This is a genomic window from Parapedobacter tibetensis, assembly GCF_024704835.1.
GTDB classification, from domain to species: domain Bacteria; phylum Bacteroidota; class Bacteroidia; order Sphingobacteriales; family Sphingobacteriaceae; genus Parapedobacter; species Parapedobacter tibetensis.
The window spans coordinates 321368-346449 of record NZ_JAMXBE010000006.1 but is presented as its reverse complement, the minus strand read 5'-3'; the positions used below and the strand labels follow the sequence as shown (position 1 = coordinate 346449).

Below are 25082 nucleotides of genomic sequence, written 5' to 3'. Positions count from 1 at the left end.
CTTAATGGCTTAATTGTTGATAAAAGTTACATAAATATTAAGGACATAAGCGATATTTTTTTATACATTTATCGCATCCTTAGCATCATAAAGAAAGGTACAACATTCATGGAAGCTAAATTTTCGCCTCGCGTAAAGGATGTGATTTCATACAGCAGAGAAGAAGCCATCCGTTTAAAGCATGATTATATCGGCACAGAGCACTTGCTCCTTGGCCTTATTCGTGAGGGAGACGGTATGGCCATCAAAATACTGAAACATGCAGGGATCGACACCACAGAATTACGCAAATCCATAGAAGACGCCGTGAAAGGCTCATCTATGTCCCGCGCCCCGATAGGCAATATGCCGCTTACGAAACAAGCGGAAAAAGTATTGAAAATCACCTACCTTGAAGCGAAGATCTTCAAGAGCGACGTCATTGGCACAGAGCACTTGCTTTTGTCCATCCTACGCGATGAAGATAACATCGCCTCTCAGATCTTGCAGCAGTTTGATATCAACTACGATGTATTCAAGGCTGATGTGGAACAAAACAAGGCGGGCATTACCGACCAGGCATCTGGCCCGGCCGCAGGTGACGATGATTTCAAGGAAGAGGATCACTTCAACCAACCCAAGAAAGTATCGGACATCAAATCGAAAACTCCGGTGTTGGATAATTTTGGCCGCGACCTTACAAAAGCAGCCGAGGAAGGACGTCTGGATCCCATCGTAGGTCGTGAAAAGGAAATCGAGCGCGTTTCACAAATTCTCTCACGTCGTAAGAAAAACAACCCTATCCTTATTGGTGAGCCCGGGGTGGGTAAATCTGCCATCGCAGAAGGCTTGGCACTGCGCATCATCCAGCGCAAGGTCTCCCGCGTGCTGTTTAACAAGCGTGTGGTCACGTTGGATTTGGCCTCGCTTGTGGCGGGCACCAAATACCGAGGCCAGTTTGAGGAACGCATGAAAGCGGTGATGAACGAATTGGAAAAATCACCAGATGTCATCTTATTCATTGATGAAATCCATACCATTGTGGGTGCAGGCGGGGCCTCTGGTTCGTTAGATGCGTCTAACATGTTCAAACCCGCATTGGCTCGTGGTGATATCCAATGTATCGGCGCAACCACACTTGATGAATATCGCCAATACATCGAGAAAGACGGTGCACTGGATCGCAGGTTCCAGAAGGTAATGATTGAACCAGCCACGCACGATGAGACCGTGGAAATACTCAATCGCATTAAGGACAAGTATGAAGAACACCACAATGTGAACTATACGCCTGAGGCTATAGAAGCTTGTGTAAACCTAACCATGCGTTACATTACGGATAGGTTCTTACCAGACAAGGCCATTGATGCCTTGGATGAATCTGGCTCAAGGGTACACCTTACCAATATCCATGTGCCACAAAGCATCATCGATGTCGAGCAGAAGATCGAAGAAATCAAGGTAGAGAAAAACAAAGTGGTGCGTAGCCAAAAGTATGAAGAGGCTGCCAAACTGCGCGATACCGAGAAAAAACTATTGGAAGAACTTGAAGTGGAAAAAACCGCTTGGGAAGCTGAAACAAAAACCAAGCGGTATACCGTGTCAGAAGATAATGTAGCCGAAGTGGTTTCCATGATGACCGGCATCCCCGTACAACGTGTGGGACAATCGGATAGCATAAAACTGCTGGGTATGACCGACTCTATGAAAGATCACATCATCGGACAGGATGAAGCGGTTAAGAAATTGGTCAAGGCCATCCAGCGGACACGTGCCGGATTGAAAGATCCTAAAAAACCGATTGGCTCCTTTATTTTCTTAGGACCTACCGGTGTCGGTAAAACCGAATTGGCAAAGGAATTGGCCCGCTTCATGTTTGATAGTGAAGATTCGCTCATCCAAATCGATATGAGTGAATACATGGAGAAATTCGCCATCTCACGTCTAGTGGGGGCGCCTCCGGGGTACGTGGGTTACGAAGAAGGTGGTCAATTGACAGAAAAAGTACGTCGCAAACCTTATTCTGTGGTGCTGCTTGATGAAATCGAAAAAGCCCATCCCGATGTGTTCAACCTGCTGTTGCAAGTATTGGACGAAGGGCAGCTTACCGATAGTCTTGGCCGTAGGGTAGACTTCCGGAACACCATCCTCATCATGACCTCCAACATTGGAGCGCGTCAACTGAAGGATTTCGGGCAAGGCGTGGGCTTTGCCACAGCGGCAAAAGCCGAACAGGCTGGTTCACACTCCCGCAGTGTTATTGAGACTGCCTTGAAACGGGCTTTCGCCCCAGAATTCCTTAATCGCATTGACGATGTCATCGTATTCAATTCCTTGGAAAAAGAACATATCTTTAAAATCATTGATATCGAATTGAAATCGCTTTTCGTTCGCATTGAGGCATTGGGATACCATATTAAGCTCACGGATACGGCCAAGGATTTCATTGCCGAAAAAGGCTTTGATAGTAATTTTGGTGCACGTCCGCTCAAACGGGCCATCCAGAAATACTTGGAAGACCCCGTAGCCGAGGAGATCCTCAAGGGCGAAGCCACCGAGGGCAGTACCTTGCAGGTTGACCATGACAAGAAGAAAGACGAAATCGTGGTTAGCATTAAGGCAGGAGGCAACAGTTCCTCCAAACCCTCTGATTTGGCTGAAGAAAAGAAAGATGAGTAACTAAATATTATTTCATCAAGAAAAGCAAAGCGTCGTTCATGAAAATTGAGCGACGCTTTTTTTTGTAAACCAGCAATCAATGCTGTCAATGTATGTTTTTGGTTTTGTCGGCCTGCTGTGCTTTACCATACGCGGGAAATACGCCATCTTGGTCAGGTGGAACTGGCCGCAATAGGCGCACCAGTAGGTCCTTTTCTGTGCGGGCTTCTTCATCCGGTGTTTGTAGGGCTTCCTGGATCATTCCGCTTCCGCAGGGATTTCATGGCAAACATGGCGTCCACGGCTTCTTCGCGGGAAGGATAGCAGACCTTCCCTGTCCGGTAACATTTCTTTCTCATATTCACCTCCTTATGGGGCATCCCCGCAGCAACTCCCCGGATCCGCCACGGCCAGCAGGCCCTGCTCATCCGGCATCGGGATGGGCAAGTGGGTTGGCGTTTATCATCCCTAGGTTTCGATAGGGTATTCCGTTATTATTCCAGGCGAGTGTTCCATCCGCGTTGTAGAGACGGAGGTATGGGGAAGAGTTAGGTATCTCGTCAGGTCCTGCACGGGCAGGTGGTTATCGGACCGGTTGACTCATCGTGGTATGATGCTGAGATTAAATAATTGGAAAATGCGCTGCCGCCGGTAACGGACTGATGAGCACGGTAAACAACCGGCAAATTCTCACTTTCCGCAAAGTGAAAGGCAGCGGCGGTGAGCAGCATGAGTATAAGAAATTGGGATAAAGAGGCTGGCTTATCTATGAATGAAAAGCCATACCCGGATCAGATATGACTCAATATCAAATGATGGTGGACGGAGCTGCCGTTATTTCTTTTTCAGCTCAGCGCAGACTTTCTTGACGAAATCCTCCGATACCGTGGCAAAATTGGCGATTTCCGAAATCGTGAATTTGCCCGTAGCCAAGAGGTTACTTATAACCTCATAACTTTTTTGCTCAGCGCCTTTCTCGATGCCTTCCTTTCTGCCCTTTTCTATCAACAAGTCGTACGTACTCATGACTTTATCCTTTATGTTCGACGGTAATTCGTTAACAACCTCTTTTATCTGCTCCTCCGTATAGTTTACCAGCTCAAAGCTGTAAACCAGCAACGCCACCTGCTGGTCGTCGCTGCCTTTGGATAGTCCGATGGCCAGTATCTCTGGAAGCTTTCCTTTCAGCCGGCGCTTATCAAAAGCGTATTTAAGCATCAGCAGCGATCCAGCGAGATACCGATTGCCCATCGCTTGGATACGCTCCTCGGGCATCACCCGTAAATTGTGGTAAACATATTCAAAATTCGGGATAAAATCAAACAAATCTTCTGCCGAATCATCGAATAGCTGCTCTAATGTGCGGTATTCCCATTTGTCCCTGCCATGATAAAACAGGATCGGCATGACGGGCGTCAGCTGCTTGCGCTGTTTGATCTGTTGCTGGTAAGCGTGGTGGAGCCTGGGCCCATCGTTCCCTGTTATACCACCTAAATTGGGGTAGTATTTCTCACAAATTAGGTGTGAAGAAACGATGAGATTTTTATTTTCCTTTGTCTTGTTAATCGCTTCGTTCAATATTTTAATGGCTCAACAAGCTAACAGCGTACTGTTCCTAAGGAACTAGAAGAAAAAAACTTAAACAAGTTTTATGTTTTAATGGGGTAAAAACCCAAAAACCACCGTATTTATTAAATACTAGGTCAGATATATTAATATAGAAAGGAGGCCAGCTATGTAAAAGGAGCGTTCTAGGTTACAACTATTATACATTAATTTAAAAAATTCATATGACCATAATATTATGAAGAATACATTAAAATACACACTAATCATGTTACTCTTTTTTACTGCTTGTAAAGAAGATCGATTAACAACAACACCACCGACAGGTGAATATTTAGTTACTGCTGATTATGAAGCTTCGCGTAGATTTTCCCTGCAACGCCATATGTCGCAAAATTCACATAAGGTCCCCTCCGGTTCTACCACAGTTGTTTTAAACCCACTGAACGGTATTGGCTGATGGTTTCATCTTTGCTCAACAAGACAAGATCGTGATTAATAGCCTGCCAGATCAGCATCCGGTCAAAAGGATCCCGGTGCCAATCGGCTTCCAAGCGGTGGTAACCCGATGCCTCCGATGGTTCGAGTGCCAGAAAGGTAAAGCCGCTTTCCTTCGCCAATGGGGGAAGTTCGTCGGGGTTGACTCCAGTCAGATCGAGTTTCCCCAATCTGTATTTCAGTGATATTTCCCAAAAGCTAATTGCACTGATATATATTTCATGGTTGGTATCTTCTAGTATGCGGATGACCTCTGCAGACAGCTTTTTCCGATCCAATAATGCCCACAGGAATGTATGCGAATCAAGAAGATGCCTCATCCTATTAAATCTTCTTCGGTCATCTTAAAATCGGGCTTGAATATAGCTTTTGCTTTACCTTCCAGCAAGCCTAACTTACGCTTTGGCTTAGAGACCTGTGATTCTGGAAGGAAATAACCAACAATCTCTTTTTTGCGTCCGTAAGTCACGGCGAAGCCAACACCCGACTTGACCTGCTCAAGCACCTCCGCAAAACGTGTTTTAAACTCCCCTACTGTCATTGTTTTCATACAAGCAAAGGTATGTTATTCTTGACAACTTGTCAAGAAATAAAATTAATAATGGTCCTATCTGCCGCACGGTATTCTGCTTCTTTCCGGTTAGCCTGCGCTGCAACTGGGTACCCACTGCCTGCTCTTATTGTAACATGCTCGACATAATTATTCTTGGTGCAGTTATTGTAGTAAACTTTTCCATGTTGGCAGGTGTCATACAAACAGACAGAAGTTAGAAATAGAATTATTTACCCAAAGCAAACCCATATGAAGAAGTACCTTACCTTGGTCGTCGGATTCTTAGCAATCTTCGGCTTGTCATCTTGTACAAAGGAGTACTACGATATTGTACCGAACACATCCTATATCTATACCATCAATGCCAATCAATGGACAGACAATGGAAATCAAATCTCTTACGATATTTCCCTTCCGGAATTGACAGACTACTTCATGAATCAAGGGGGCGTTAGTGTAGCGATGAGCTTTGACAATGAAAGTACCTACAATATTTTGCCAGCAACATTCGACGCTGTCGCCTATTCCGTGAACTATAGCGTTGGGCGTGTGACAATTTATGGCGAAGACCCTGTTCTTGGTGATTTCGAAGTACCAATACCTGACCGAGTAACTGTAAAAATTATACTCTCAGAAGCGGACTACGTCGAGTAGGTAACAAAAACTTGGCAAGCCAACGCTATTGAATGGCAATAAAAAAAGCGGCCATGAGCCGCTTTTTTATGGAGAAAAAGTTAAATCTCCGTTACTTGCCTTCCCCCATCCCTTCAATCACAGCCTGACTCACACCTGTAAAAGAAAAACCACCATCATGGAATAAGTTTTGCATGGTGACCATGCGCGTAAAGTCAGAAAACAGCGTAACAGTGTAATCTGCACATTCGTCGGCCGTGGCATTGCCTAGTGGCGACATTTTATCGGCGTACGAAATGAAATCACCGAAGCCCTTTACCCCTGAACCTGCCGTGGTTTGGGTGGGCGACTGGCTGATGGTATTCACACGAACATGCTTCTTCACGCCATATTGGTAACCGAAATTGCGGGTAATGCTTTCCAGCAAGGCCTTGGCGTCGGCCATGTCGTTGTAATCAGGGAATACCCGCTGTGCCGCAATATAGGTAAGCGCCACAACAGACCCCCACTCGTTGATGGCATCCTTTTTCATGGCCGTTGCCAACACGCGGTGTAGACTGATGGCGGATATATCGAACGCCTTGTGCATGAAATCATAATTGTTTTCCGTGTAATGGATGCCCTTGCGCACATTGATGCTCATCCCCACAGAGTGCAGGATAAAATCTATGCTACCCCCAAAGTGCTCCATCGTTTGGTCAAACAGATTCTCGATATCTTCATTGCTGGTTACATCGGCAGGGATGACCGGTGCGTTGTTGCACTCCTCGGCCAGCTGCTTGATGGTACCCATACGTAAAGCCACAGGGGCATTGGTCAACACGATTTCGGCCCCTTCCTGCACGCAGCGTTGGGCGGTCTTCCAGGCAATGGATTTGTCATCCAATGCACCAAAAATAATTCCTTTCTTTCCTTTCAATAGGTTATGGGACATAGTCAATGGTTTTATAATACAATATAGCTGTATAATGAAGTGGGTAAAAATAAGGTTTTTTTTGATAATAGAGATATGTATTTAAGCTGTTGGCTGTCGGTTATCAGCTGTCGGGGCTATCAGAAAAAATTTATGACTTACGCTCCAGCAACCCCGCAGCATGCTGTACCGCCGCTTCACCGGGATTGTCTCCACTCAATAGCTGCGCAATTTCCAATATGCGTTCATGTTGCTCCAATTGCTGAATATTGGTAGCTGTCTTATCGGCTGCTTCAGTTTTATAGACCTTGAAATGGGCATTCCCTTTAGCGGCAATCTGCGGCAAGTGGGTGATGGCGATGACCTGCATGTGGTCCGCCAATCGCTCCATAATCTCCCCTACCCGTAAAGCCACTTCTCCGGATATCCCCGTGTCGATCTCGTCGAAAATAATCGTTGGCAGTGCCGATGTTTTGGCAACCAATGATTTGATTGCCAGCATTAGCCGTGAAAGCTCACCACCCGATGCCACTTTGCCTATTGGCTGTGGTTCCTGTCCTTTATTGGCTGTGAACAGAAATTCCACCTTATCTTGCCCACTATCCCGTATTGCAGCACCGTCAAGGGGACTGAGCACGATATGTAGTTGGCTATGGGGCATCCCCACTTCATGCAATACCTCGCCCACCGCGGTCTGTATGGTTGGGATGGTCAAACGCCTGCTTTCACTAAGTTCGGCCGCCAGTCCAAGTGTTTCGGTCTTCAGCTGTTCAACTTCGATTTCCAATCGGCCAATCTCCGCCTCATCGGACGATAACATTTCGAGTTTCTCCTGCAATTCCTCACGCAACGCAATCAGCGCCTCCACGTTTTCCACGTGATGCTTTTGCTGTAGGGCGTAGAGCAGGCTGAGTCGTTCGTTGACCGCTGCCAAACGCCCTTCATCCAACACCACCCCCTGTTCTGCTCGGCTGATCTCTTCCGCAAGATCCTTCAACTCGATAAAGCTACTTTGCAGCCTTTTCAGCTGTTCGGCAAGGGATGGCATGTAATGTTCGGCCTGTTGCACCTGCTGCACGGCTTCTTTGAGCAACGTGACCGCATTTATCTCTTGGTCCTGCAATGCATATACCGCGCCAAGCAGGCCACGCTTGATTTCCTCGGCATGCTCCAATTGGCCTTGTTCCTCCTCCAACCGTTCTTGTTCATCCGCTTCAAGATTAGCCGCAGCCAGCTCATTATATAGGAATTGGTGGTAGTCCGCTTCCGAATTTGCCTGTTGCGCAGCATCTTTCAGTGCATTTAGGCGCGCAAGTGTAGTCTTATACGCATGGAACTTCGTCGTATACCGCTGCCGTAGTTCCCCGTTTTGGGCAACACTATCCAAGGTGAGCAGTTGAAAGGATTCCGTATTCAGTTGGAGTGTCGCGTGTTGGGAATGGATATCGATCAGCTTCTCTGCGAGTGCCTTTAATACGTTGAGGGTTACGGGCGTGTCATTTACAAACGCCCGGGATTTACCATCCGCACTGATTTCACGGCGCATAATGGTTTCTTGTTCGTAATCCAGGTCTTGCTCCTCGAAGAACTTCTCCAATTGATAATCGGATACATCAAAATACCCTTCAATAATACACTTTCGATCTTGACTAAAAAAATACCTGCTTTCCACACGTTGCCCTAAAATTAGCGAAAGCCCACCCATGATGATGGATTTTCCAGCACCGGTCTCCCCAGTAAGGATATTCAGCCCGCTGTCAAAATGGATATCAAGGGAATCAATCAATGCATAATTTTGGATGAATAAGCGGCTAAGCATAGTTGGTGTTGGTCGTTAGTCTTTAGTAGTTAGTCTTTAGTACTTAGTCTTTAGTTGTGAGCAAATCATCAAGTCATCTTCCCCGCAGCGCTTCATATTTATTTGAATTGGCTGGGTCTACTTCGGCCAATATGTTGTAAGCCTGTACGCGCTCCTGAGGGCCCATTCCGCTGAATATACCGATAAGCTCGTCAGATTTTGCGGTAAAAAAAACTTGGTTGAATACGGCTCCTTGAGCCAATCGATCTACTTTTTGCAACAAGGGCAGCAAGTCCAGAATAGTTTTCCTAGCAACCTGAGCTTGCTCAGACATCGTGTCCAATCCTTTGAGGTAGAAGCTATATAGAAAATCACGAATAGGCTGGTACCTGCGGTCGAGCAAATTATTGGCCAACCAGAAGCGGTTGTTCGTTCCTTCCATCGAACGCCAGCCATTGAAGCCAGTATTTTGTGCGTTGTTCACAATATTCTGAGCAGCGGTATAAAACGGTGTGCCGCTATTGGGACTGAATGTATCGGCATCCAAGCCTGCAATAATATAGGCATAATAGGCCAGCAAAGAAGTAAGGTTGTTCATGTATTGCTGGTCTGAATAATCCATCAATTGTCCTTCGGTATAGCTGAAGTTGAAATTATTGTCGGCTATGCTCAGCACCGGGCTGTTATAGGATGTGTTGAACACCGGCCGTGTGGAAACAATCTGTGCTTGCGCCGTGAAATTGGAGGAGCCATCCCATGCATTGATGGTGATGACGAAGCTGCAATCGACACGTTCCTGTGGTTGGATTTGGTTTGCGCTCCATGTACGGTTGTTGAGGAAATCGGAGATCGCTTTCTCCAATACTTCCAACGCCCTTTTGTTGGTGTTTTGTACCTGCGGAGAAAGGATCTGCACCCTTGCATTCAGGTCTTGCGCCATGATGGTGCAGGTAGCGCACACAAAAAGCAACACCAAAAATACTTGTTTTGCCAATATGCCCAATGGATGAATCATGTCCAAAGATAGGGATAATGAATTAAAAAAACTCATCGGATTATGCTATGGGGTTCAATTCAAATTGTCGCATCGGATACGATCAACTTTGACGTCTTTGCGAGGCTGGGTAGGGTTGCGTGAGCCGAAGCAATCTTCGTCAAGTTAGATTGCTTCACTCCATCGCTCCTGCACCCCGCTCGGGTTCGCAATGACGATAAGCGACAATTTGAATTGCATCCTGTGCTATGGTGATTATTTTTACTAGGGTAAATTAGTAGGGATATTAGGAATAAATGAAGGTCTAATTTATGCATTTTTTATCATCAACAACATAAGATTATGAATACTTACGCCATTGTTTTAAGTTTGCATCCATGCAAGACTACAACGCACAGCTCAGCAAATATATACCAGCTTCAGCTGCTCCGATCATCTCGCAATGGATCAACGATAGTCCATGCACGTTTCGGATAAGCCGAAGCCGCACGTCCAAATTTGGCGATTACCGCCCTCCGTATGCTGGCTATGGGCATCGCATATCCGTGAACAACAACCTCAATCCATATGCATTCTTAATTACCACCGTACATGAATTTGCCCACTTGAAAACATGGAATGTCCACAAAAACCGAGTGAAACCACATGGACAGGAATGGAAGGCCAGCTTCAGACAACTCATGCAGCCTTTTATTCAGTCGGCGATCTTCCCTGAAGATATCCAGATGGCCTTAATCAAGTACATGGATAACCCTGCGGCTTCCAGCTGTTCGGATTTGCAGCTCTTCCGGGTGTTGAAACGATATGACAGTAAAGTGGATAATACCCATACCGTCGAACAGTTACCCGAAAACACCGTGTTTTCCCTTAAAAACGGTAAGGTTTTTCAGAAAAAGGAAAAAATCAGGAAACGTTACCGCTGCATAGAAATAAAGACACAGCGGGTGTACTTGTTCAGCCCGGTAGCGGAGGTCTCTCCTGTTGATTTGAAGACTGATTGAACATAGCTAACTTGCCGGAAGACAGGAGCGACGTGGACGGAAGGGATAAACATGCCGACCGCTATTATTTAACTTTTATTCCGTAATTTTAGCGCACATTTTAATCCGAATGAATAGATTCAACCCCATAATTACACTTCACTAACTAAATACAACTATGTACACCGGAATCAAACACCTCCACTCCATGCTAGCCTACGTGCTGTTGGCTGGCTTGATTATCTCTATCCTTTATGCGCTGTTTGCCTACCTGCGCAACAAACCATATAACCGAAAAATGGCTCTTTTAGGGCTAATATGCGCACATATTCAATTAGTGGTGGGGCTTATCATCTATTTCATTTCGCCATTGGGCATCAAAGGAGCGTCGGGTGAAGCCATGAAAATCGGCATTGCACGTCTTTATTTCCTTGAACATCCACTCATCATGTTGGTGGCCATCATACTCATCACCGTAGGCTATTCAAGAGCTAAGCGGTTGCCCACTCCCAAAAAGCAAAATGCTAGTGTATGGGTTTTTTACCTAATTGGTTTGGTGCTCATGTTATCCCGTATCCCCTGGAATGTTTGGCCTAACTAAAATGGTAATGGTGGTGCGTGATTTCTTTATTTATCCGAAAAAAGTTATCTTTATCGTGATATTTATAAAAAACCAGTTATCACTAAATTTTTCGGCTTATGAAGACCGTTAAGCACATCCTCAAAAGCAAACCTGCAATCGTTTATTCCGTGGCTCAAGATGTTTCTGTATTGGAAGCCTTGAAAATCATGATGGAAAAAAATATCAGCGCCTTGTTGGTCATTGAAAACGGTGGCCTACTGGGCATCTTTACCGAAAGGGATTATGCCCGTAAAATCATCTTACAGGGGAAGTCATCCAAAGAGACCTCCATCAGCGAGGCCATGACGAAAACCCCAAGAACCATCACACCGGATGAGGCCATCGACCATTGCATGCAATTGATGACAACCAATCACTTCAGGCACCTACCCGTGGTGGAAAACGGTACGGTCATCGGCATGCTGTCCATCGGCGACCTCGTGAAACACATCATCGAGGACCAACAGCAGACCATCAGCCAGCTGGAGAGTTACATTAATAGTTAGGGAGCTGATAGACCGAAGTTGGAAGCCGTTAATTCACGATATACGGTGGCCCTTGTTGCCCAACTACATAGAAGTTGAGCGCTTTATCGTATTATTTCGTAAAATCCTCCTTACTTCATAATCTTGAAAACTACACGGAATACAATGAACCAACCAATGGCCAATAAAATATTGGATATAGTGGAAAAAAGGAAAGAATCCTGGATGAATCGTACAAATGTACCCGCAAGACCAATCGCCACCGCGGTGGTTAGTGTAACATAGTGGCTGGTCTGATTAGCGTTGTTATCTGTTTTCTTTGAGGGTCTTTTTTCTAACGTAGTTGCCATGTCAATAATTCTTTGCCGTCAAAAGTACAAATATTTCATGGTTTTGAAAGCATTTCCTACAAAATCACCCCAGTATCAAATGTATATATCCAGCGCCAATACCCCCAGCAAACCTACAATGGATACGATGGTCTCCATGAGCGACCACGATAGGATTGTATCCCGTATATTCAGCCCAAAATATTCCTTGAACATCCAAAATCCGGGGTCATTCACATGGGAAAACATCAGCGTGCCGGCACCGGTAGCCAGTACCATCAGCTCGGGGCTGGTATTGGTGGAGGCAATGAATGGCAACGCTATCCCTGCAGTGGTGAGCCCAGCCACGGTGGCCGAACCTAGGGATACCCGTATGGCTGCCGCAATGCCCCACACTAGAATCAATGGCGAGAAGGTCAACCCTGTGGCCCAACCGGAAATGTATTGCCCTACCCCACTGTCAACCAACACTTCCTTAAACGCCCCTGCACCGCCGATGATAAACAGGATCATCGCAATGTTACGCACGGCTTCTTCCAAATTGCCCATAACGGCCTTCATCGTTTTGCCCCGTGCAATCCCCATGGTATATATGGCTACCAATACCGAAAACAGCAATGCAATGATGGGATTGCCGATGAAGGACACGATCGCTATGGCTAAGGAATCCGGCGGCAGTACGAACGACAGGGCCGAGGCTAGCGCAATGAGCAGGACGGGCAGAAGCCCGGTAAACAGGCTGATCCAGAACCCTGGGATTTCCTCATCCTTGGGCATCTCCACATCCAAAAAATGCACCGGAGGATTGGGCTTGATGCCTTTCAATGTCCGCGAAAAAAACACACCCCCCAATATAATGGCGGGAATGGCCACAATCATTCCGTAAATGAGCGTGAGTCCCATATCCGCTTTATATAAAGTGACAATAGCCGAAGGCCCGGGATGCGGGGGGAGGTAACCATGGGTGACCGACAACGATGCCAGCATGGGCAGTCCTACATAAATAAGCGGCAACCCCGTCCTTGCCGCAATCGCGAAAACGAAAGGCACCAGGATGACAAACCCCACGCTGTAAAACATGGGGATACCCACAACAAAACCGGTCAAAACCATGGCCCATTGCACATTCCGCCGTCCGAAAGCGTCTATCAAGCTCACGGATATGCGGTGTACCCCACCCCCATCGGCAATCAGCTTGCCAAGCATAGCTCCAAAACCCAAAATCAAGGAAAGAAAGCCAAGCGTACTTCCCATTCCTTTTTCAATGGAATCGACCACGTCGGAAACCGGCATGCCCTGGGCAACACCTACTACTAAGGAAACGATGATCAATGAAAAAAAGGAATTGAGCTTAAGTACTACCACCAGTAGCAACAACAACAACACACCGCATGCAACAATAACGATAGGCATAATCTAAATTGGTTTAATAGTATGATTGATTAAAATTCATCCTTGATCTTGTCATACAATCTCTCAAACAGCCCGAAATTTTCCATATATACCTGATGGGCTGCCGGATTGGGCTCAAAGACTTCCATAACCGACGTCTCCACATCTCCAAAGCCGCTTATCTTACCCAATGCCTTCAGCACAACCAAGTATGCGCCCTTGGCAGCACTTTCTACACTTTCATGTACAAGCACACGCTTGTTGAACACATCGGCCAATACCTGCACCCACACGGATGAACGGGCAAAACCTCCATTGGCATGTATGGTCTTAATGGGTCCCGCAAGTTCTTCCAACGCTTTTCCCACACTATAGATTCCATATACAATGCCTTCAATCACTGCTCGTGTAAAATGGGCCTTGCGGTGATGCAACTGCACACCAAAAAACATGCCCTTGGCTTCGGCATTCCAATGTGGGGCACGCTCCCCAGCAAGGTATGGCAAAAAAACCAACCCCGCTGCCCCTGCCGGAACAGACGCGGCTTCATCGATAAGCATGCGGTAGGCTTCTTCTTCCGGTGTCGCTATCGGGCCGAAGTTTTCTCGATACCATTGCAACACTACCCCGCCACTATTGACTGCCCCGCCAAGTACAAATAGCTCATGGGTAAGCACATAGCTAAATGTACGAGCTTTATGATCAGTTTGGGGTAAATCAGACATTGTTCGTATGGCACCACTCGTGCCAATGGTCACGGCCGCATCTCCAGGATGTGTGGCACCGCCCCCCAAGTTGGCCAGGCATCCATCGCTGCCCCCGATGACGATAGGTGTATCTCGTGGTATATGCATATCATTGGCAAACGTTTCGTCCATTCCAGCGAGGGTATAGGTGATGGGTGCTGGTTCGGAAAGATGGGATGGTGAAATACCCACCAATTCCAATGCCGGAATATGCCAACTCAGTTCATGAATATCAAAGAGACCCGTGGCTGATGCGATGGATTCATCCACCACATAGCGTCCAAATAACTTGAGAAAAACATATTCCTTGATGGATATGAATTTTTGTGCTGCGGCAAAAATAGCTGGTTGGTGTTCACGCATCCAACCCAATTTGCATAGTGGCGACATGGGGTGGATGGGGGTTCCTGTCCTCGAATAAATAGTAAGCCCCTCGGGTGTACTTTTGAGCTTAGTAGCAAAAGATTCGCTTCGTGTATCCGCCCAGGTGATGCAGTTGGTCAGTGGCTGATGTTGGCCATCCATGGCAATTAACCCATGCATGGCACTACTAAAACCTACACCGAGTAATTGGCCATCACCGTACGTCTTCATAACGACCTGGACAACATGGGAGATGGATTGGATGACGGCCGCAAACAGGACTTCGGGATCTTGTTCAACGTAGCCGGGCTGAGGATTTAGGAGGGAGTAACCTACCCGGTATTCACCGATAATTCCGCCAGCTATACTAAATGCGATTGCTTTTGTGCTGGAGGTACCGATGTCTACGCCTATAATATAATCCATTAACGTGAATTAGTTATAATTTGGAAGTATCACCATGGAGTAAAACTTACGTTAATATTCACAAATATAGGAATCTATGGCAATAATGCTGTATAATATTCCCTAATGCCGACCGTAGGGAAAAACGATTACGTTGTTTTATAGTTTTTCCTTAACATTGCATTGAATAAAAACTAAACGCATGCGAAAAGTCCTTTACTTACTGGCCTTCTTGGCCTTCCCTATGTTAATCCATGCACAACATGACAGCGGCATCAACCATTTCATCATTAAGGAAAACCTCATAAAAAACGGGAAATTGGCCATCATCGCCACGGATGCAGATGAAAATCCAATAGAAACCATTTCGGGCACCTACCAGTTTGTCATCAACGGATTCAAGCAGGAGCTCAAATTCAATGAAGGGGTGGCCGTCACGCCCAACGCCATTGAAACTTCAGCTTTTGTATTCATCAAGCATCGCAATCAAGGTGGTTCGCATGGTAGACTGTATTACGTACTGAAAAACGATAAGGGGCTCAATCCCATTGCTATCAATTGGTATTACCTTATCCTCATTCCGGCTGTTATCTTATTGGTGGCTTATTTCTTCAAAAGACTCATGATATTGGCTATATTGGCTTTGGTTGGATTGTTTATTTTCAATTACAGCAAGGGGTTGGATTTGGAGAATATTTTTGAGACCATTGTGCATGGCATCAAGGACTTTTTATGATGGAACGCAGACAATGACTTAAAAAGGCATCCCGATACCGAAATTATATTGCACAAAATTATAACGGTCAGGCGCATTGGTCACGCGATACTGTGCTTTGAATGCCCGGCTATTGAACAATTCTGAAATAACCCATTGCTTTGCTCCGGAGAATTGCGGGTCGCGAATCTTGATACCGGCATCAAACCGGATAACGAAATAATCCAAATCGAACCGTAGACCTGCTCCAGCGCCTATGGCTATCTGCCCTAGGAACTTATCAAACCGGAATTCGCCTCCCGGATTCAATGCGTTTTCCCTGATTCGCCAGATGTTGCCAAAATCGGCAAAAGCGGCACCTTTCAGTTTTGCCCCAAGGAGATCATTCATGACCTTAAACCGGTATTCCGCATTGCCTTCCAGTTTAATTTCCCCAAGCTGGTCGAGGTTGCGAAAATTGAGCCTTAAATCAGGATCTAGCACTTCCCGGTTATAGTTGCCGGGGCCCAATGTACGGGCCTGCCAGGCCCTGATGCCGTTCATCCCGCCACCAAAAAAACTCTTTTCGAAAATCAGCAAGCTGGAATTGTTGCCATAGGGTATCGCCACTCCGGGATTGAGTCGAAGGACCAATTGCCGATCGCCCCCAAAATACTTGTAATACCGCAAGTCCGTTTCGGCCTTAGCATATTGCAAATAAGGTACACCCAGCACTTCCTTTTCACCGTCTTCGTTTTGCTTGAAATTAATCACCTCACTGGCCAAACCCAACAGGTTGCCACTCAAATCCAATGCCCCCCTGAAATATAGGAAATCCTCCAACCGGGTTAACCTAAGGGCATTCACGGTATAGGCATACTGGGACCCCAATCCGAAATAAGCCCTGTTGTTGCTGCGTACATATAATAAAAACCCTTGATCGATCAACCGTTGCGCAAACTCACTATTCAATTGCCCATAACGGTACTCCAGTACCAATGGCGTTAGATTATGCTGTTTATAACGCGTATCAAACCAATTGTATGAAACCATATTGCTAAAATAGCGATTGGAATAGGTGCGGTATTGGTCAAATGCCTGTATATTGGTAGAGAAGATGGTACGCGGCAGTCCATTTTTACCGGTATGCGACACTCGGAAAGGCGTAATCAAACGTGGAACCGTGACGTTGACCCCAACTTGGAAATCATTGTTGAATACCCGATTGAATAAATTACCCGGCAACCGCGAATCGAATAATACGCCATAGCGGAGCTTTATCTCCAGTTGCTCCATACCACCAAAGAGATTACGATGGGTAAAGGTATTTCCGATGTTGAAACCACTCATCCCCGCATTGAAGGTGTATTCCCCTTCGATTTGGTTGCCCATATAGGGCCGCGGGATTAGCTCATAATGAGCATTGAGTGTATTGGAATCCGGTTTGCTATAGGATATTTTCACACTTCGGAAGCCATTTAACTCATACAACCGGTCGTAGGTCAGGTTTTCCATGTCCACGTTATAGCGATCGCCGTGACGGTGGAAAAGATAGCGTGCGATGGCGGGCGACAAGAAGCGGCCGGTGCGATCCTCAAAATAAAGGTTTCCTGGCAATTCGGTTTCCTTCGGCTCAGGTTGGTTAAGGCCAGCCCGATCATGCCGGATGACCACAAAACTGCTATCAATGGTAAACTTGGTATGCGCCGCTTTTCCTTCGGGATTATCCACAACAAGTCTGAGGTCTGCCTGGTTGCTATGTAGACTTGAATCTACATCCACCCGCATATACTGTCTTAAATAGTCGTAGTATCCATGTTGCCGCATGAGGTGATAAATATGCTCACGTTCGGCCACCAGCGAATCCGCATCATAGCGTACTCCCGGCTTAATCTTGCTGAAACCATCCTTTTGTTCATCATACAGCCTTGCCAACCGCGGATCGGCAATATCCATATCCACATGGCGTAATGTAAACGGTTCGCCCGGTACGGCATGAAAGTAAAGATGAGCCCGCTTTCCTTTCAAGATAATCTGGTTAGTTACCTCGGCATTAAAATATCCCTTGGACGCCAAATAACGATTAATCTGTTGTGTGGAAAAATCCACCAAGGCACTATCCAAGATATGTGGGGGCTCGCCCACATTGCGAATATCCACAGTCCGGTAGCGTCCATTCCTCGCGTTTGCAAGGTTATAAATAAACAAATTGATGCGCGAATTCGGGCGGATATCAAGTGGGATATAAGCATCGGCTTGCTCCTCAAATTTGGGATCGATCCCTTCTATTTTTGTTTTGGTCACTAATGCCTGTCCTTCTTCCAATAATCCGGTAGAGCGACATGATGTGAATAATACCAGCAAAAGCATTATACTTGCATAAGCAAAAACACAATTCCGTTTAATCATTGACAATGCTTTCAAAATCACAAATCCGTACCATCACCTCGCTTCAACATAAAAAATTCCGTAAGGAACATGGGTTGTTTGCCGTAGAAGGTACTAAATCCGTAACGGAATTCATCCATTCGAATTATATTGTACAACATATTTTTTACACCTCCCAAGCGGCTGCAAAATTGGATAAAATACCTCAAAATATAAAATCGGAGGAAATTAGTGAACAAGACCTGAAACGTATCAGTTCCTTGAAAACACCACAAGGGGTATTGGCCTTGGTACGCATACCCACCATCCCGCCACTCACGAATGATTCATTGCTAAATAGCTTCCATTTGGTATTGGATGATGTACAGGACCCCGGTAATTTGGGTACCATCATCCGTACAGCGGAATGGTTCGGATTCAAAAGCATCGTCTGTTCATTGGGCTCGGTGGATGCCTACAATCCCAAAGTGGTGCAGGCTAGCATGGGTTCGCTTGCCCGGATGCAAGTACAATACATGGATCTTTTGGCGCTGATTATAAACATTCCCGTTCCTGTATTCGGTGCCGTTCTTGATGGTGCGCCCATCTATGAGACAGATTTTGGCCCGGAGGGTCTGGTTATATTGGGTAATGAGGGCAATGGCATCAGTACAGCCTTGTTGGCCCATATCCAGCACCCCATCACCATCCCACGGATAGGCCAGGCTGAATCCCTCAACGTGGCGGTTTCGGCGGCACTTTTCTGCGCGGAATTGGCCAGGAGGCAATCGGTATAAACCGTCTACAAACATCAAGCAAGCCCCGCCATATGCTCGTATGGGCGACCCACCTCAGGAAGCCCCACAGAGGAAATATTTTCGAAATATAATATTGATGACCTATATGAAGGGAAATTACGCGATACGGACAGCACGGTGGCGGTATATCCACTATGCGGATGGAGCTGAAGAGTTATATGATCATTTCACGGATGCTAATGAATGGGATAACCTGGCAAGTAACGGCCAGTATTCGACTATACTGGACAGTCTTAGGAAATTTATCCCTACAGCAAACGCCGAGGGCGTACCCGACATGAAGAAACCCATAAGGCGAAATAATCAATAGCATACCAACACGATCCATCGAGGTGGCCTTTTAATTGGGCAAGCCCAGCGCTGCTGCCACCCGATCATAGTGCATAAGATCCGCCGTACTTAGGTTTGCTGTTGCTGAAATGCCTCCTGGGATGATTACATACCGGAATTCATTATAGCCCGTAACAACCAAATTAAGTTCGGAAACTAGGTAGAGGCTATAGGATGTTGAAATGGAAAAATGTATCCTTTCACCGGTAGTAGTTTCATACGGTAATGGGTTAACGTAGCCCGATGGCGATTTCCAGTAAACCATTACCATGATGCTGTTTACATTGGCTGCTGTTATGCCAGGCACAGACCAAAACCTGTGGTATCCTACTGGTATTGATGAGAAAGTAAGTGCTGTCCACGGTGAATAAATCACGTTGGCCGTCCCGGTCGGGCCCTGCGGGCCAGCAGGCCCTTGTGGACCAGTGGCTCCTTGCAAACTGATGGGCGTACCCCATCCCGCTGCCGTTTTGGGGCCGTACAATTGGTAGGTGGTACGGTTGAGGTAATAGTCGCCCGCCACCCCTACACCCGTCGAAGGCGTACTGGTACCGCTGAGTATCTTGCTTCCGTTGGCTCCGGCCGCTCCCTGTGCCCCCGTAGCCCCTTGTTGCCCTCGCAAGTTTATGGGCGTGCCCCATCCCGATCCCGTTTTAGGGCCGTATAATTGGCTGGTACTTCTGTTTAGGTAGTAGTCGCCTTCTTTACCAAGGGTAGAAGCGGGCGCAGCGGTACCATTGTAAATGGTTGAACCATCGGCGCCGGCTATGCCGCGCTCGCCACGTTCTCCCCGCTCTCCTTGTTCGCCTTGGGGTCCTAGGGGGCCCGCGTCTCCTTTTTTGCAGGCTGTGAACCCTAAAACGAGAAACAGGTATGCAACAATCAGTTTTGCGTATTTTGACATTTTCATTTTCAGTATGATAAGTAATTAAATCTTTTCGAGGTACAATCAATACGGGATATCATACTTTTTCTTTGAGGCATCAATGAGACCTGTTCACGTCGTGGCCGCTTTTGGCGGTCGCTAAGTTTGATCTTAAAAAACCATATGGAACCTGCAAATTTCTTTATATGTTATCCTTTTTGGACGTATCCAAACATAAGTGTAAGTTCCTCGTTATTTTTACGCACTGTTCCGTTGCCCCCTTTCAACGTACGGTTACCTATATTGACTTAGCAAACATAATGGATATAACTGTTCGCATCTGAACAGTAAGTGTTCGAAATCGAACACTCAATATTCATAACACCATAATAAACTACTGATTTTAAGCACATTAAAAATTTGGCGTGATTGCTGTTCCAAAATACCATATTGGTCATTGCTAGAAACCAATACCTCATCGGGATTACATTTATCCTTGCCGCATTCACGGTGGGCTATCGATCGATGAGGGCCGCAATGACCAATCCGGTGGATAGTTTAAGGGATGAGTGATTACAGTGTCGATTCGCTCTTCGCGGATGCACAAACTTGCAAATAAGCGAATAAAGAGGGAGCCGGAAGGCCGAAGCGGGGAGAGCAAACAGCGATTAAACGAAAAGCGAACAGCAAAAAACTATGATAAAGAACTACTTTAAAATCGCCTGGAGGAACCTGTGGAAGAGCAAATTCTACTCCTTCATTAACATCACCGGACTAGCCATCGGCATGGCGGTTTGCATCGTCATCATGTTATTTGTCTCGTATGAGCGGAGTTTTGATGGTTTCCATACCAAAAACATTTACCGGCTCAACGAGGTGCAGAAATGGGAAGGGTTGGTCGTTCCACAAAACGTAGCGCTTTCCATGTTCCCCATGGGGCCTACATTGCAGGATGAGTTTCCCGAAGTCACCAACTTCACCCGCGTCCGCGTTGGCGGAAAATACCACTTGCAATACAAGGACACAAAAACAACCTTGGCAACCTCTCTCTGGGTGGATTCGACATTTTTCCAACTTTTCGATTTCAATCTCATTAAGGGCGACCGCATCACCGCCTTGCAAAAACCCAATAGCGTGGTGCTAACAGAAAAAGGTGCTTATAACCTTTTTGGGGAAGAAGATGCGATGGGCAAAACGGTGACGCATTATGGACAAGACACCACGCTTTTTACCGTGACGGGTATCCTGGAGAATACGCCTGACAATTCCCATCTGCAATTTGAAGGGCTGCTTTCATTCAACACCATTACCGGTCCGCAGAATATGGAAAACTGGGGAGGAAATTGGCTGACCACTTACTTGGAATTGGCCGAGGGAGCGAATATTGCAGCATTGGAAAAAAAGTTTCCCCCTTACCTAAAAGCGAACATGGGAGAAGAACGGGCAAAAGGATATGAGTTGTTCTTGCAGCCGCTCAAGCAAGTTCATGCCCATTCCGCAAACATCACCCACGATTACCTCAACCATCATAAATTTGATGGTAATTATACTGCTGTTTTTTCCCTGATAGCCCTCATCGTCCTCGTCATTGCGGCCATCAATTTCGTGAACCTCTCATCCGCGCGGTCCGCTTCGCGGGCAAAGGAAATCGGGGTGCGTAAAACCGCCGGTGCCAAGCGGTCGCAACTCTATCTTCAATTTATCGGAGAATCTGTGCTGCTTTGCGCCATCGCACTGGTACTGGCTATCGGTTTTGTCACCCTGTTGCTTCCCTATGTCAATCAGCTGAGCCAGCGCCAGATTAGCTTTCCCTTGTTTACCGATCCGGGACTGCTGGTGTTATTACTCATAGGCACCGTTATAGTGGGTGTATTGTCAGGCTTGTATCCTGCTGCCTATTTATCAAGTTTCCAGCCCACCAAGGTATTGAAAGGGTCACCCGAATCCGGCAGACGGCGGTCTGTCTTCAGGAATGCATTGGTCGTGGGGCAGTTTGCCAGCGCGGTGTTTCTTATCATTGCGGCCCTGTTTGCGGCAAAGCAGTTGAACTATATGCAAAAGAAAGACCCGGGCTTCAGCCGGGAACAGGTGGTGACCATACCCTTAGACAGCAAGTCCAATCCGAGGTATAGGGCGTTGAAACAGGAGCTCGCATCCAGCGCGCTCATTTCTGGTGTTACCGCTTCACAGCAAAGGCTGGGCAATAACCTGCATCAATCCGGTATTACTTTCAAAGGTGACGGGCCTGAACGCAAGTTGGCATCTTCCCAACTGGTGGTCGACCCTGATTTCTTGGAAGTCTATCATATCCCTTTGGTGGCTGGTCGGAATTTTTCTCCAGACAATGAAACCGAAAACGGCCAAGCGTACATCATCAACGAATCGCTGGCGAAAGAATTGATGAAAGATACCCCACAGAGCACCGTGGAATCGTTAATCGGTTCGAGGTTTGGGTTTAGTGGCATGGACTCGGCGAGCACGATCATCGGCATAGCCAAGGATTTCAATTTCAATTCGCTCCACCACAAAATCGAAACCCTCTGTTTGTTCAACTTCAGTGATTGGGGGTATTCCGAATTATCCGTAAAAATCAATGGTGAAAAAGCCGAGGAAGCCATTGCCTTCATCCAATCGACCTGGAATAGGCTTGTTCCAGAAAGTGATTTCTCTTACCAGTTTTTGGATGACCATTTCGCCGAACTCTACCGTGCGGATAGTACGGTGAGCGAAATTGTCGGCATTTTGACTTTCCTATCCATCGTTATCTCCTGCCTAGGCCTATTTGGCTTGGCATCCTTTACGGCCGAACAACGCGTGAAGGAAATTGGTATCCGCAAGGTGTTGGGTGCTTCGGTAGCGGGAATTGTACAATTGCTTTCAAAAGATTTCATAAAACTTGTTTTAGTGGCTATCCTCATCGCTGCCCCACTTGCGTGGTGGGCTGTTAATAAATGGTTGGAAGATTTTGCCTATCGGATAGCCATCGAATGGTGGGTGTTTGCCATGGCGGGACTGACCGCATTGATGATTGCATTGCTGACGGTGAGCTTCCAGGCGATCAAGGCGGCTGTGGCGAATCCGGTCGACTCACTGAGGGATGAGTAGTATCCACCGTCATTTTGTCCTTAGCGTTTTTATTTTATATTTGTAACTAGGCGCATCGCGTCAGGGAGGGCCTCCACGACCTATCCATTTAGACTCAGCACAATTAATAATGTATTAAATTGACATCAGCATGAATGCACTATTGAAAGAAATTAAAGATATTTATACGGAAGGTTGCGTAACCATCCTCCTAAACACACACCGCACAAAGCCCGACAACGTCAGAGACCCATTGACACTGAAAAACTTATTGAAGGACGCCGAGGAAAGACTATATAGGGATTACGACAAGCGGTTTGTATGGCCCATCATGGAGAATCTCAACAAGGTAGTCGAAAGCATCGACTACAATCATAATTTGGATAGCTTGGCCATCTTTGCAAACCAAACATTTGCAGAATACGTGCGCCTTCCGATTTCGGTAACCGACCGGGTAGTCATCGACGAAACATTTGCCACACGCGATATCGTACGAGCATTGCATAGTGAAGCCGCTTATTATGTACTGGTTGTCAGTCGGCAACAGGCGCGACTCATCGAAGCGTATAGCGGCCGTGTCGTAGCCGAAGATGCCGGTGAATTCCCGCTGAAAAATACAATATACACCACAGATCGCGCAAAACTCACTACTGTAAAGGGACAAGATAACCTCATCGAAGAATTTTTTAACCAAGTGGATAAGGCCTTGCTCGAAACCATCAAGCATCATCCTCTACCGGTGCTCCTTGCTACCGAAACCCGCAACGCAGACCATTACCTCAAAATAGCTGATAAAAAAGACTTAATCATCGGCCACATCAATCGCAACCGTGATGACGAGAAGGCCCATCACATCATACCAGATGCTTGGGCAGTCGTGCAAGAGCTGATAAAAAAACATACGGCAGCACGGATAGCCGAACTGCACCAAGCTGTAAACAATGGCAAATTTGTGTCGGATTACCGAGAAATTTGGGATGCAGTATTACAAGGCCGCGGAAAAACACTTTTTGTAAAACGGGGATTCTATCAACCCGCATTATTGGCAGACAATGAAATTGTGCTGGTAGACCAAGTGGATAAAAATCAAAAAGGCGTGGTGGATGATATCATTGACGAAATCATTGAAAACCACGTCCAGTTTGGAGGCGATGTTGTGTTCATGGAAGGCAACGAATTGGATGAATTTCAAAATCTTGCACTAGTCACAAGGTATTGACCGCGAATCTCCGGTATTATTCGCTTATGTTAAACACTGCCTGCCATAAGGTTGTCAGTCATGCCAATTAGTTTTGTCTTGTTGTGGACAATGAAATGATAAATTTATGGATCACAATTAAACCATGAGTATGCATTTAATAACCAAAAGCGAAGAAAAGAAATACGTATGGCAGGGGCTATATTACAACACCATGGAGCATGTTTCCATTGAACATACCGGCAGCGGCCATACCATCAACGGCATCATCATCGGGGAGGTTCAGGGCATGGCGATGAACATTCATTACAAGCTTCATGCAACGGACGATTGGACAACTCAAAGCGTCGCGATAACAGTGGACGCTGAAACCAGTTTTTCGCTGGCTTTCCAGAAAGACCAACACGGAGGATGGAGTGATGGAAATGGAAATAAACCCCTTGATTTAGCTGGTTGTATCGATGTAGATATATCGATGACCCCATTCACCAATACACTGACCATCAATCGATCGCAACTGGATGAAGGTGCTTCAGAAGAAACCAATGTGGTATATATCGATGTCCTGAAACAGACGTGTCGATCCGTCGGGCAACGTTATACCCGTGTTGGACAAGCATCATATAAGTATGAAAATCTGGAAAGTGAATTTATGTCCGTGGTCGAAACGGATGAAGATGGGATCGTCATCAATTATCCCGGTATTTGGCGCAGGATTTATCCAATGGATGCCGCTGAAAGGTAAAAGGCATATACTGAAATCGCTAAGCGTAGGCTATTGCGTCAACAGCGCGATTATGGTTTGCATATCG

Annotated in this window: 25 protein-coding genes; 12 read left to right on the top strand and 13 right to left on the bottom strand. The window is 46.3% G+C overall.

Annotated features, from left to right (window positions below; genetic code table 11):
- The first annotated feature begins 108 nt into the window (after window positions 1-108).
- Window positions 109-2658 carry an ATP-dependent Clp protease ATP-binding subunit gene (locus tag NF543_RS12935; RefSeq protein WP_257668554.1) on the top strand — a complete coding sequence of 850 codons (2550 nt, stop codon included), beginning with the start codon at window positions 109-111 and terminating at the stop codon, window positions 2656-2658.
- An 85-nt stretch (window positions 2659-2743) separates the two neighbouring features.
- On the opposite strand, the gene NF543_RS12930 is transcribed toward NF543_RS12935, so the two are convergent.
- From NF543_RS12930 to NF543_RS12910, 5 genes are all read right to left on the bottom strand, one after another.
- A complete protein-coding gene (locus NF543_RS12930) occupies window positions 2744-2899 on the bottom strand; it encodes a hypothetical protein (protein ID WP_257668553.1) in 156 nt (51 codons plus the stop codon).
- Window positions 2868-2996 carry a hypothetical protein gene (locus tag NF543_RS12925; protein WP_257668552.1) on the bottom strand — a complete coding sequence of 43 codons (129 nt, stop codon included), beginning with the start codon at window positions 2994-2996 and terminating at the stop codon, window positions 2868-2870. The genes NF543_RS12930 and NF543_RS12925 overlap by 32 nt, the downstream gene beginning before the upstream one ends.
- Before the next feature lie 475 nt (window positions 2997-3471).
- Complete coding sequence (locus NF543_RS12920) at window positions 3472-4215, bottom strand: Rpn family recombination-promoting nuclease/putative transposase (RefSeq protein WP_257668551.1); 744 nt, start codon at window positions 4213-4215, stop codon at window positions 3472-3474.
- A 407-nt stretch (window positions 4216-4622) separates the two neighbouring features.
- Window positions 4623-5021: a type II toxin-antitoxin system VapC family toxin gene (locus tag NF543_RS12915; protein ID WP_257668550.1), complete on the bottom strand. Its 399-nt coding sequence runs from the start codon at window positions 5019-5021 to the stop codon at window positions 4623-4625.
- Complete coding sequence (locus NF543_RS12910) at window positions 5018-5251, bottom strand: type II toxin-antitoxin system Phd/YefM family antitoxin (protein WP_257668549.1); 234 nt, start codon at window positions 5249-5251, stop codon at window positions 5018-5020. Before NF543_RS12910 ends, NF543_RS12915 begins: the two co-directional genes overlap by 4 nt.
- Before the next feature lie 252 nt (window positions 5252-5503).
- On the opposite strand from NF543_RS12910, the gene NF543_RS12905 reads away from it, so the two are divergent.
- The gene (locus NF543_RS12905; protein WP_257668548.1) at window positions 5504-5908 is read left to right on the top strand and encodes a hypothetical protein; all 405 of its coding nucleotides are present in this window, start codon (window positions 5504-5506) and stop codon (window positions 5906-5908) included.
- A gap of 91 nt (window positions 5909-5999) precedes the next feature.
- Here the strand turns inward: NF543_RS12905 and NF543_RS12900 are convergent, their stop codons facing one another.
- The 3 genes from NF543_RS12900 to porD all read right to left on the bottom strand — a co-directional run bounded on the left by NF543_RS12900 (window position 6000) and on the right by porD (window position 9592).
- Window positions 6000-6821, bottom strand: coding sequence for an enoyl-ACP reductase FabI (locus NF543_RS12900; protein WP_257668547.1), 822 nt, complete (start codon window positions 6819-6821; stop codon window positions 6000-6002).
- Window positions 6822-6951: 130 nt separating this feature from the next.
- Window positions 6952-8619, bottom strand: a complete 1668-nt coding sequence (gene recN, locus NF543_RS12895; RefSeq protein WP_257668546.1) for a DNA repair protein RecN — start codon at window positions 8617-8619, stop codon at window positions 6952-6954.
- Window positions 8620-8692: 73 nt separating this feature from the next.
- The gene (porD, locus tag NF543_RS12890) at window positions 8693-9592 is read right to left on the bottom strand and encodes a type IX secretion system protein PorD (RefSeq protein ID WP_444511711.1); all 900 of its coding nucleotides are present in this window, start codon (window positions 9590-9592) and stop codon (window positions 8693-8695) included.
- Between the two features lie 377 nt (window positions 9593-9969).
- On the opposite strand from porD, the gene NF543_RS12885 reads away from it, so the two are divergent.
- The 3 genes from NF543_RS12885 (at window position 9970) to NF543_RS12875 (ending at window position 11700) form a co-directional block, all read left to right on the top strand.
- Window positions 9970-10593 carry a SprT-like domain-containing protein gene (locus tag NF543_RS12885; RefSeq protein ID WP_257668544.1) on the top strand — a complete coding sequence of 208 codons (624 nt, stop codon included), beginning with the start codon at window positions 9970-9972 and terminating at the stop codon, window positions 10591-10593.
- 157 nt (window positions 10594-10750) lie between these two features.
- On the top strand, window positions 10751-11173 hold the full coding sequence (locus NF543_RS12880; RefSeq protein WP_257668543.1) for a hypothetical protein: 423 nt from the start codon (window positions 10751-10753) through the stop codon (window positions 11171-11173).
- A 98-nt stretch (window positions 11174-11271) separates the two neighbouring features.
- Entirely contained in the window at window positions 11272-11700 is a 429-nt protein-coding gene (locus NF543_RS12875) for a CBS domain-containing protein (protein ID WP_257668542.1), read from the top strand.
- 110 nt (window positions 11701-11810) lie between these two features.
- On the opposite strand, the gene NF543_RS12870 is transcribed toward NF543_RS12875, so the two are convergent.
- The 3 genes from NF543_RS12870 to NF543_RS12860 form a co-directional block, all read right to left on the bottom strand.
- On the bottom strand, window positions 11811-12029 hold the full coding sequence (locus NF543_RS12870) for a hypothetical protein (protein WP_257668541.1): 219 nt from the start codon (window positions 12027-12029) through the stop codon (window positions 11811-11813).
- Window positions 12030-12104: 75 nt separating this feature from the next.
- The gene (locus NF543_RS12865; protein ID WP_257668540.1) at window positions 12105-13421 is read right to left on the bottom strand and encodes a gluconate:H+ symporter; all 1317 of its coding nucleotides are present in this window, start codon (window positions 13419-13421) and stop codon (window positions 12105-12107) included.
- A gap of 29 nt (window positions 13422-13450) precedes the next feature.
- Complete coding sequence (locus NF543_RS12860) at window positions 13451-14935, bottom strand: gluconokinase (protein ID WP_257668539.1); 1485 nt, start codon at window positions 14933-14935, stop codon at window positions 13451-13453.
- Between the two features lie 181 nt (window positions 14936-15116).
- On the opposite strand from NF543_RS12860, the gene NF543_RS12855 reads away from it, so the two are divergent.
- Window positions 15117-15650: a hypothetical protein gene (locus NF543_RS12855; protein WP_257668538.1), complete on the top strand. Its 534-nt coding sequence runs from the start codon at window positions 15117-15119 to the stop codon at window positions 15648-15650.
- A gap of 18 nt (window positions 15651-15668) precedes the next feature.
- Here NF543_RS12855 and tamL read toward each other — a convergent pair whose 3' ends face one another.
- On the bottom strand, window positions 15669-17978 hold the full coding sequence (tamL, locus tag NF543_RS12850) for a translocation and assembly module lipoprotein TamL (RefSeq protein ID WP_257668537.1): 2310 nt from the start codon (window positions 17976-17978) through the stop codon (window positions 15669-15671).
- A 44-nt stretch (window positions 17979-18022) separates the two neighbouring features.
- Here tamL and NF543_RS12845 point away from each other — a divergent pair, with 44 nt between their 5' ends.
- Entirely contained in the window at window positions 18023-18772 is a 750-nt protein-coding gene (locus NF543_RS12845) for a TrmH family RNA methyltransferase (RefSeq protein WP_257668536.1), read from the top strand.
- Window positions 18773-18878: 106 nt separating this feature from the next.
- Window positions 18879-19103: a hypothetical protein gene (locus NF543_RS12840; RefSeq protein WP_257668535.1), complete on the top strand. Its 225-nt coding sequence runs from the start codon at window positions 18879-18881 to the stop codon at window positions 19101-19103.
- A gap of 30 nt (window positions 19104-19133) precedes the next feature.
- On the opposite strand, the gene NF543_RS12835 is transcribed toward NF543_RS12840, so the two are convergent.
- Complete coding sequence (locus NF543_RS12835) at window positions 19134-20027, bottom strand: collagen-like domain-containing protein (protein ID WP_257668534.1); 894 nt, start codon at window positions 20025-20027, stop codon at window positions 19134-19136.
- Between the two features lie 390 nt (window positions 20028-20417).
- Between NF543_RS12835 and NF543_RS12830 the strand changes: the two genes are divergently transcribed.
- The 4 genes from NF543_RS12830 (at window position 20418) to NF543_RS12815 (ending at window position 25015) form a co-directional block, all read left to right on the top strand.
- Window positions 20418-20561: a hypothetical protein gene (locus tag NF543_RS12830; RefSeq protein WP_257668533.1), complete on the top strand. Its 144-nt coding sequence runs from the start codon at window positions 20418-20420 to the stop codon at window positions 20559-20561.
- A 123-nt stretch (window positions 20562-20684) separates the two neighbouring features.
- Window positions 20685-23093: an ABC transporter permease gene (locus NF543_RS12825; protein ID WP_257668532.1), complete on the top strand. Its 2409-nt coding sequence runs from the start codon at window positions 20685-20687 to the stop codon at window positions 23091-23093.
- Between the two features lie 130 nt (window positions 23094-23223).
- On the top strand, window positions 23224-24291 hold the full coding sequence (locus NF543_RS12820; RefSeq protein WP_257668531.1) for an AOC03_06830 family ribosome hibernation factor: 1068 nt from the start codon (window positions 23224-23226) through the stop codon (window positions 24289-24291).
- Between the two features lie 130 nt (window positions 24292-24421).
- Window positions 24422-25015, top strand: a complete 594-nt coding sequence (locus NF543_RS12815; RefSeq protein WP_257668530.1) for a putative glycolipid-binding domain-containing protein — start codon at window positions 24422-24424, stop codon at window positions 25013-25015.
- Window positions 25016-25082 lie beyond the last annotated feature (67 nt).

Excerpts from the sequence above, each read along its gene's own strand:
- NF543_RS12935 (WP_257668554.1), top strand. The coding sequence starts at position 109 with ATGGAAGCTAAATTTTCGCCTCGCGTAAAGGATGTGATTTCATACAGC.
- NF543_RS12930 (WP_257668553.1), bottom strand. The coding sequence starts at position 2,899 with ATGATCCAGGAAGCCCTACAAACACCGGATGAAGAAGCCCGCACAGAA.
- NF543_RS12925 (WP_257668552.1), bottom strand. The coding sequence starts at position 2,996 with ATGAGAAAGAAATGTTACCGGACAGGGAAGGTCTGCTATCCTTCCCGC.
- NF543_RS12915 (WP_257668550.1), bottom strand. The coding sequence starts at position 5,021 with ATGAGGCATCTTCTTGATTCGCATACATTCCTGTGGGCATTATTGGAT.
- NF543_RS12910 (WP_257668549.1), bottom strand. The coding sequence starts at position 5,251 with ATGAAAACAATGACAGTAGGGGAGTTTAAAACACGTTTTGCGGAGGTG.
- NF543_RS12905 (WP_257668548.1), top strand. The coding sequence starts at position 5,504 with ATGAAGAAGTACCTTACCTTGGTCGTCGGATTCTTAGCAATCTTCGGC.
- NF543_RS12900 (WP_257668547.1), bottom strand. The coding sequence starts at position 6,821 with ATGTCCCATAACCTATTGAAAGGAAAGAAAGGAATTATTTTTGGTGCA.
- recN (WP_257668546.1), bottom strand. The coding sequence starts at position 8,619 with ATGCTTAGCCGCTTATTCATCCAAAATTATGCATTGATTGATTCCCTT.
- NF543_RS12885 (WP_257668544.1), top strand. The coding sequence starts at position 9,970 with ATGCAAGACTACAACGCACAGCTCAGCAAATATATACCAGCTTCAGCT.
- NF543_RS12880 (WP_257668543.1), top strand. The coding sequence starts at position 10,751 with ATGTACACCGGAATCAAACACCTCCACTCCATGCTAGCCTACGTGCTG.
- NF543_RS12875 (WP_257668542.1), top strand. The coding sequence starts at position 11,272 with ATGAAGACCGTTAAGCACATCCTCAAAAGCAAACCTGCAATCGTTTAT.
- NF543_RS12870 (WP_257668541.1), bottom strand. The coding sequence starts at position 12,029 with ATGGCAACTACGTTAGAAAAAAGACCCTCAAAGAAAACAGATAACAAC.
- NF543_RS12865 (WP_257668540.1), bottom strand. The coding sequence starts at position 13,421 with ATGCCTATCGTTATTGTTGCATGCGGTGTGTTGTTGTTGTTGCTACTG.
- NF543_RS12860 (WP_257668539.1), bottom strand. The coding sequence starts at position 14,935 with ATGGATTATATTATAGGCGTAGACATCGGTACCTCCAGCACAAAAGCA.
- NF543_RS12855 (WP_257668538.1), top strand. The coding sequence starts at position 15,117 with ATGCGAAAAGTCCTTTACTTACTGGCCTTCTTGGCCTTCCCTATGTTA.
- tamL (WP_257668537.1), bottom strand. The coding sequence starts at position 17,978 with ATGCTTTTGCTGGTATTATTCACATCATGTCGCTCTACCGGATTATTG.
- NF543_RS12845 (WP_257668536.1), top strand. The coding sequence starts at position 18,023 with ATGCTTTCAAAATCACAAATCCGTACCATCACCTCGCTTCAACATAAA.
- NF543_RS12840 (WP_257668535.1), top strand. The coding sequence starts at position 18,879 with ATGAAGGGAAATTACGCGATACGGACAGCACGGTGGCGGTATATCCAC.
- NF543_RS12835 (WP_257668534.1), bottom strand. The coding sequence starts at position 20,027 with ATGTCAAAATACGCAAAACTGATTGTTGCATACCTGTTTCTCGTTTTA.
- NF543_RS12825 (WP_257668532.1), top strand. The coding sequence starts at position 20,685 with ATGATAAAGAACTACTTTAAAATCGCCTGGAGGAACCTGTGGAAGAGC.
- NF543_RS12820 (WP_257668531.1), top strand. The coding sequence starts at position 23,224 with ATGAATGCACTATTGAAAGAAATTAAAGATATTTATACGGAAGGTTGC.
- NF543_RS12815 (WP_257668530.1), top strand. The coding sequence starts at position 24,422 with ATGCATTTAATAACCAAAAGCGAAGAAAAGAAATACGTATGGCAGGGG.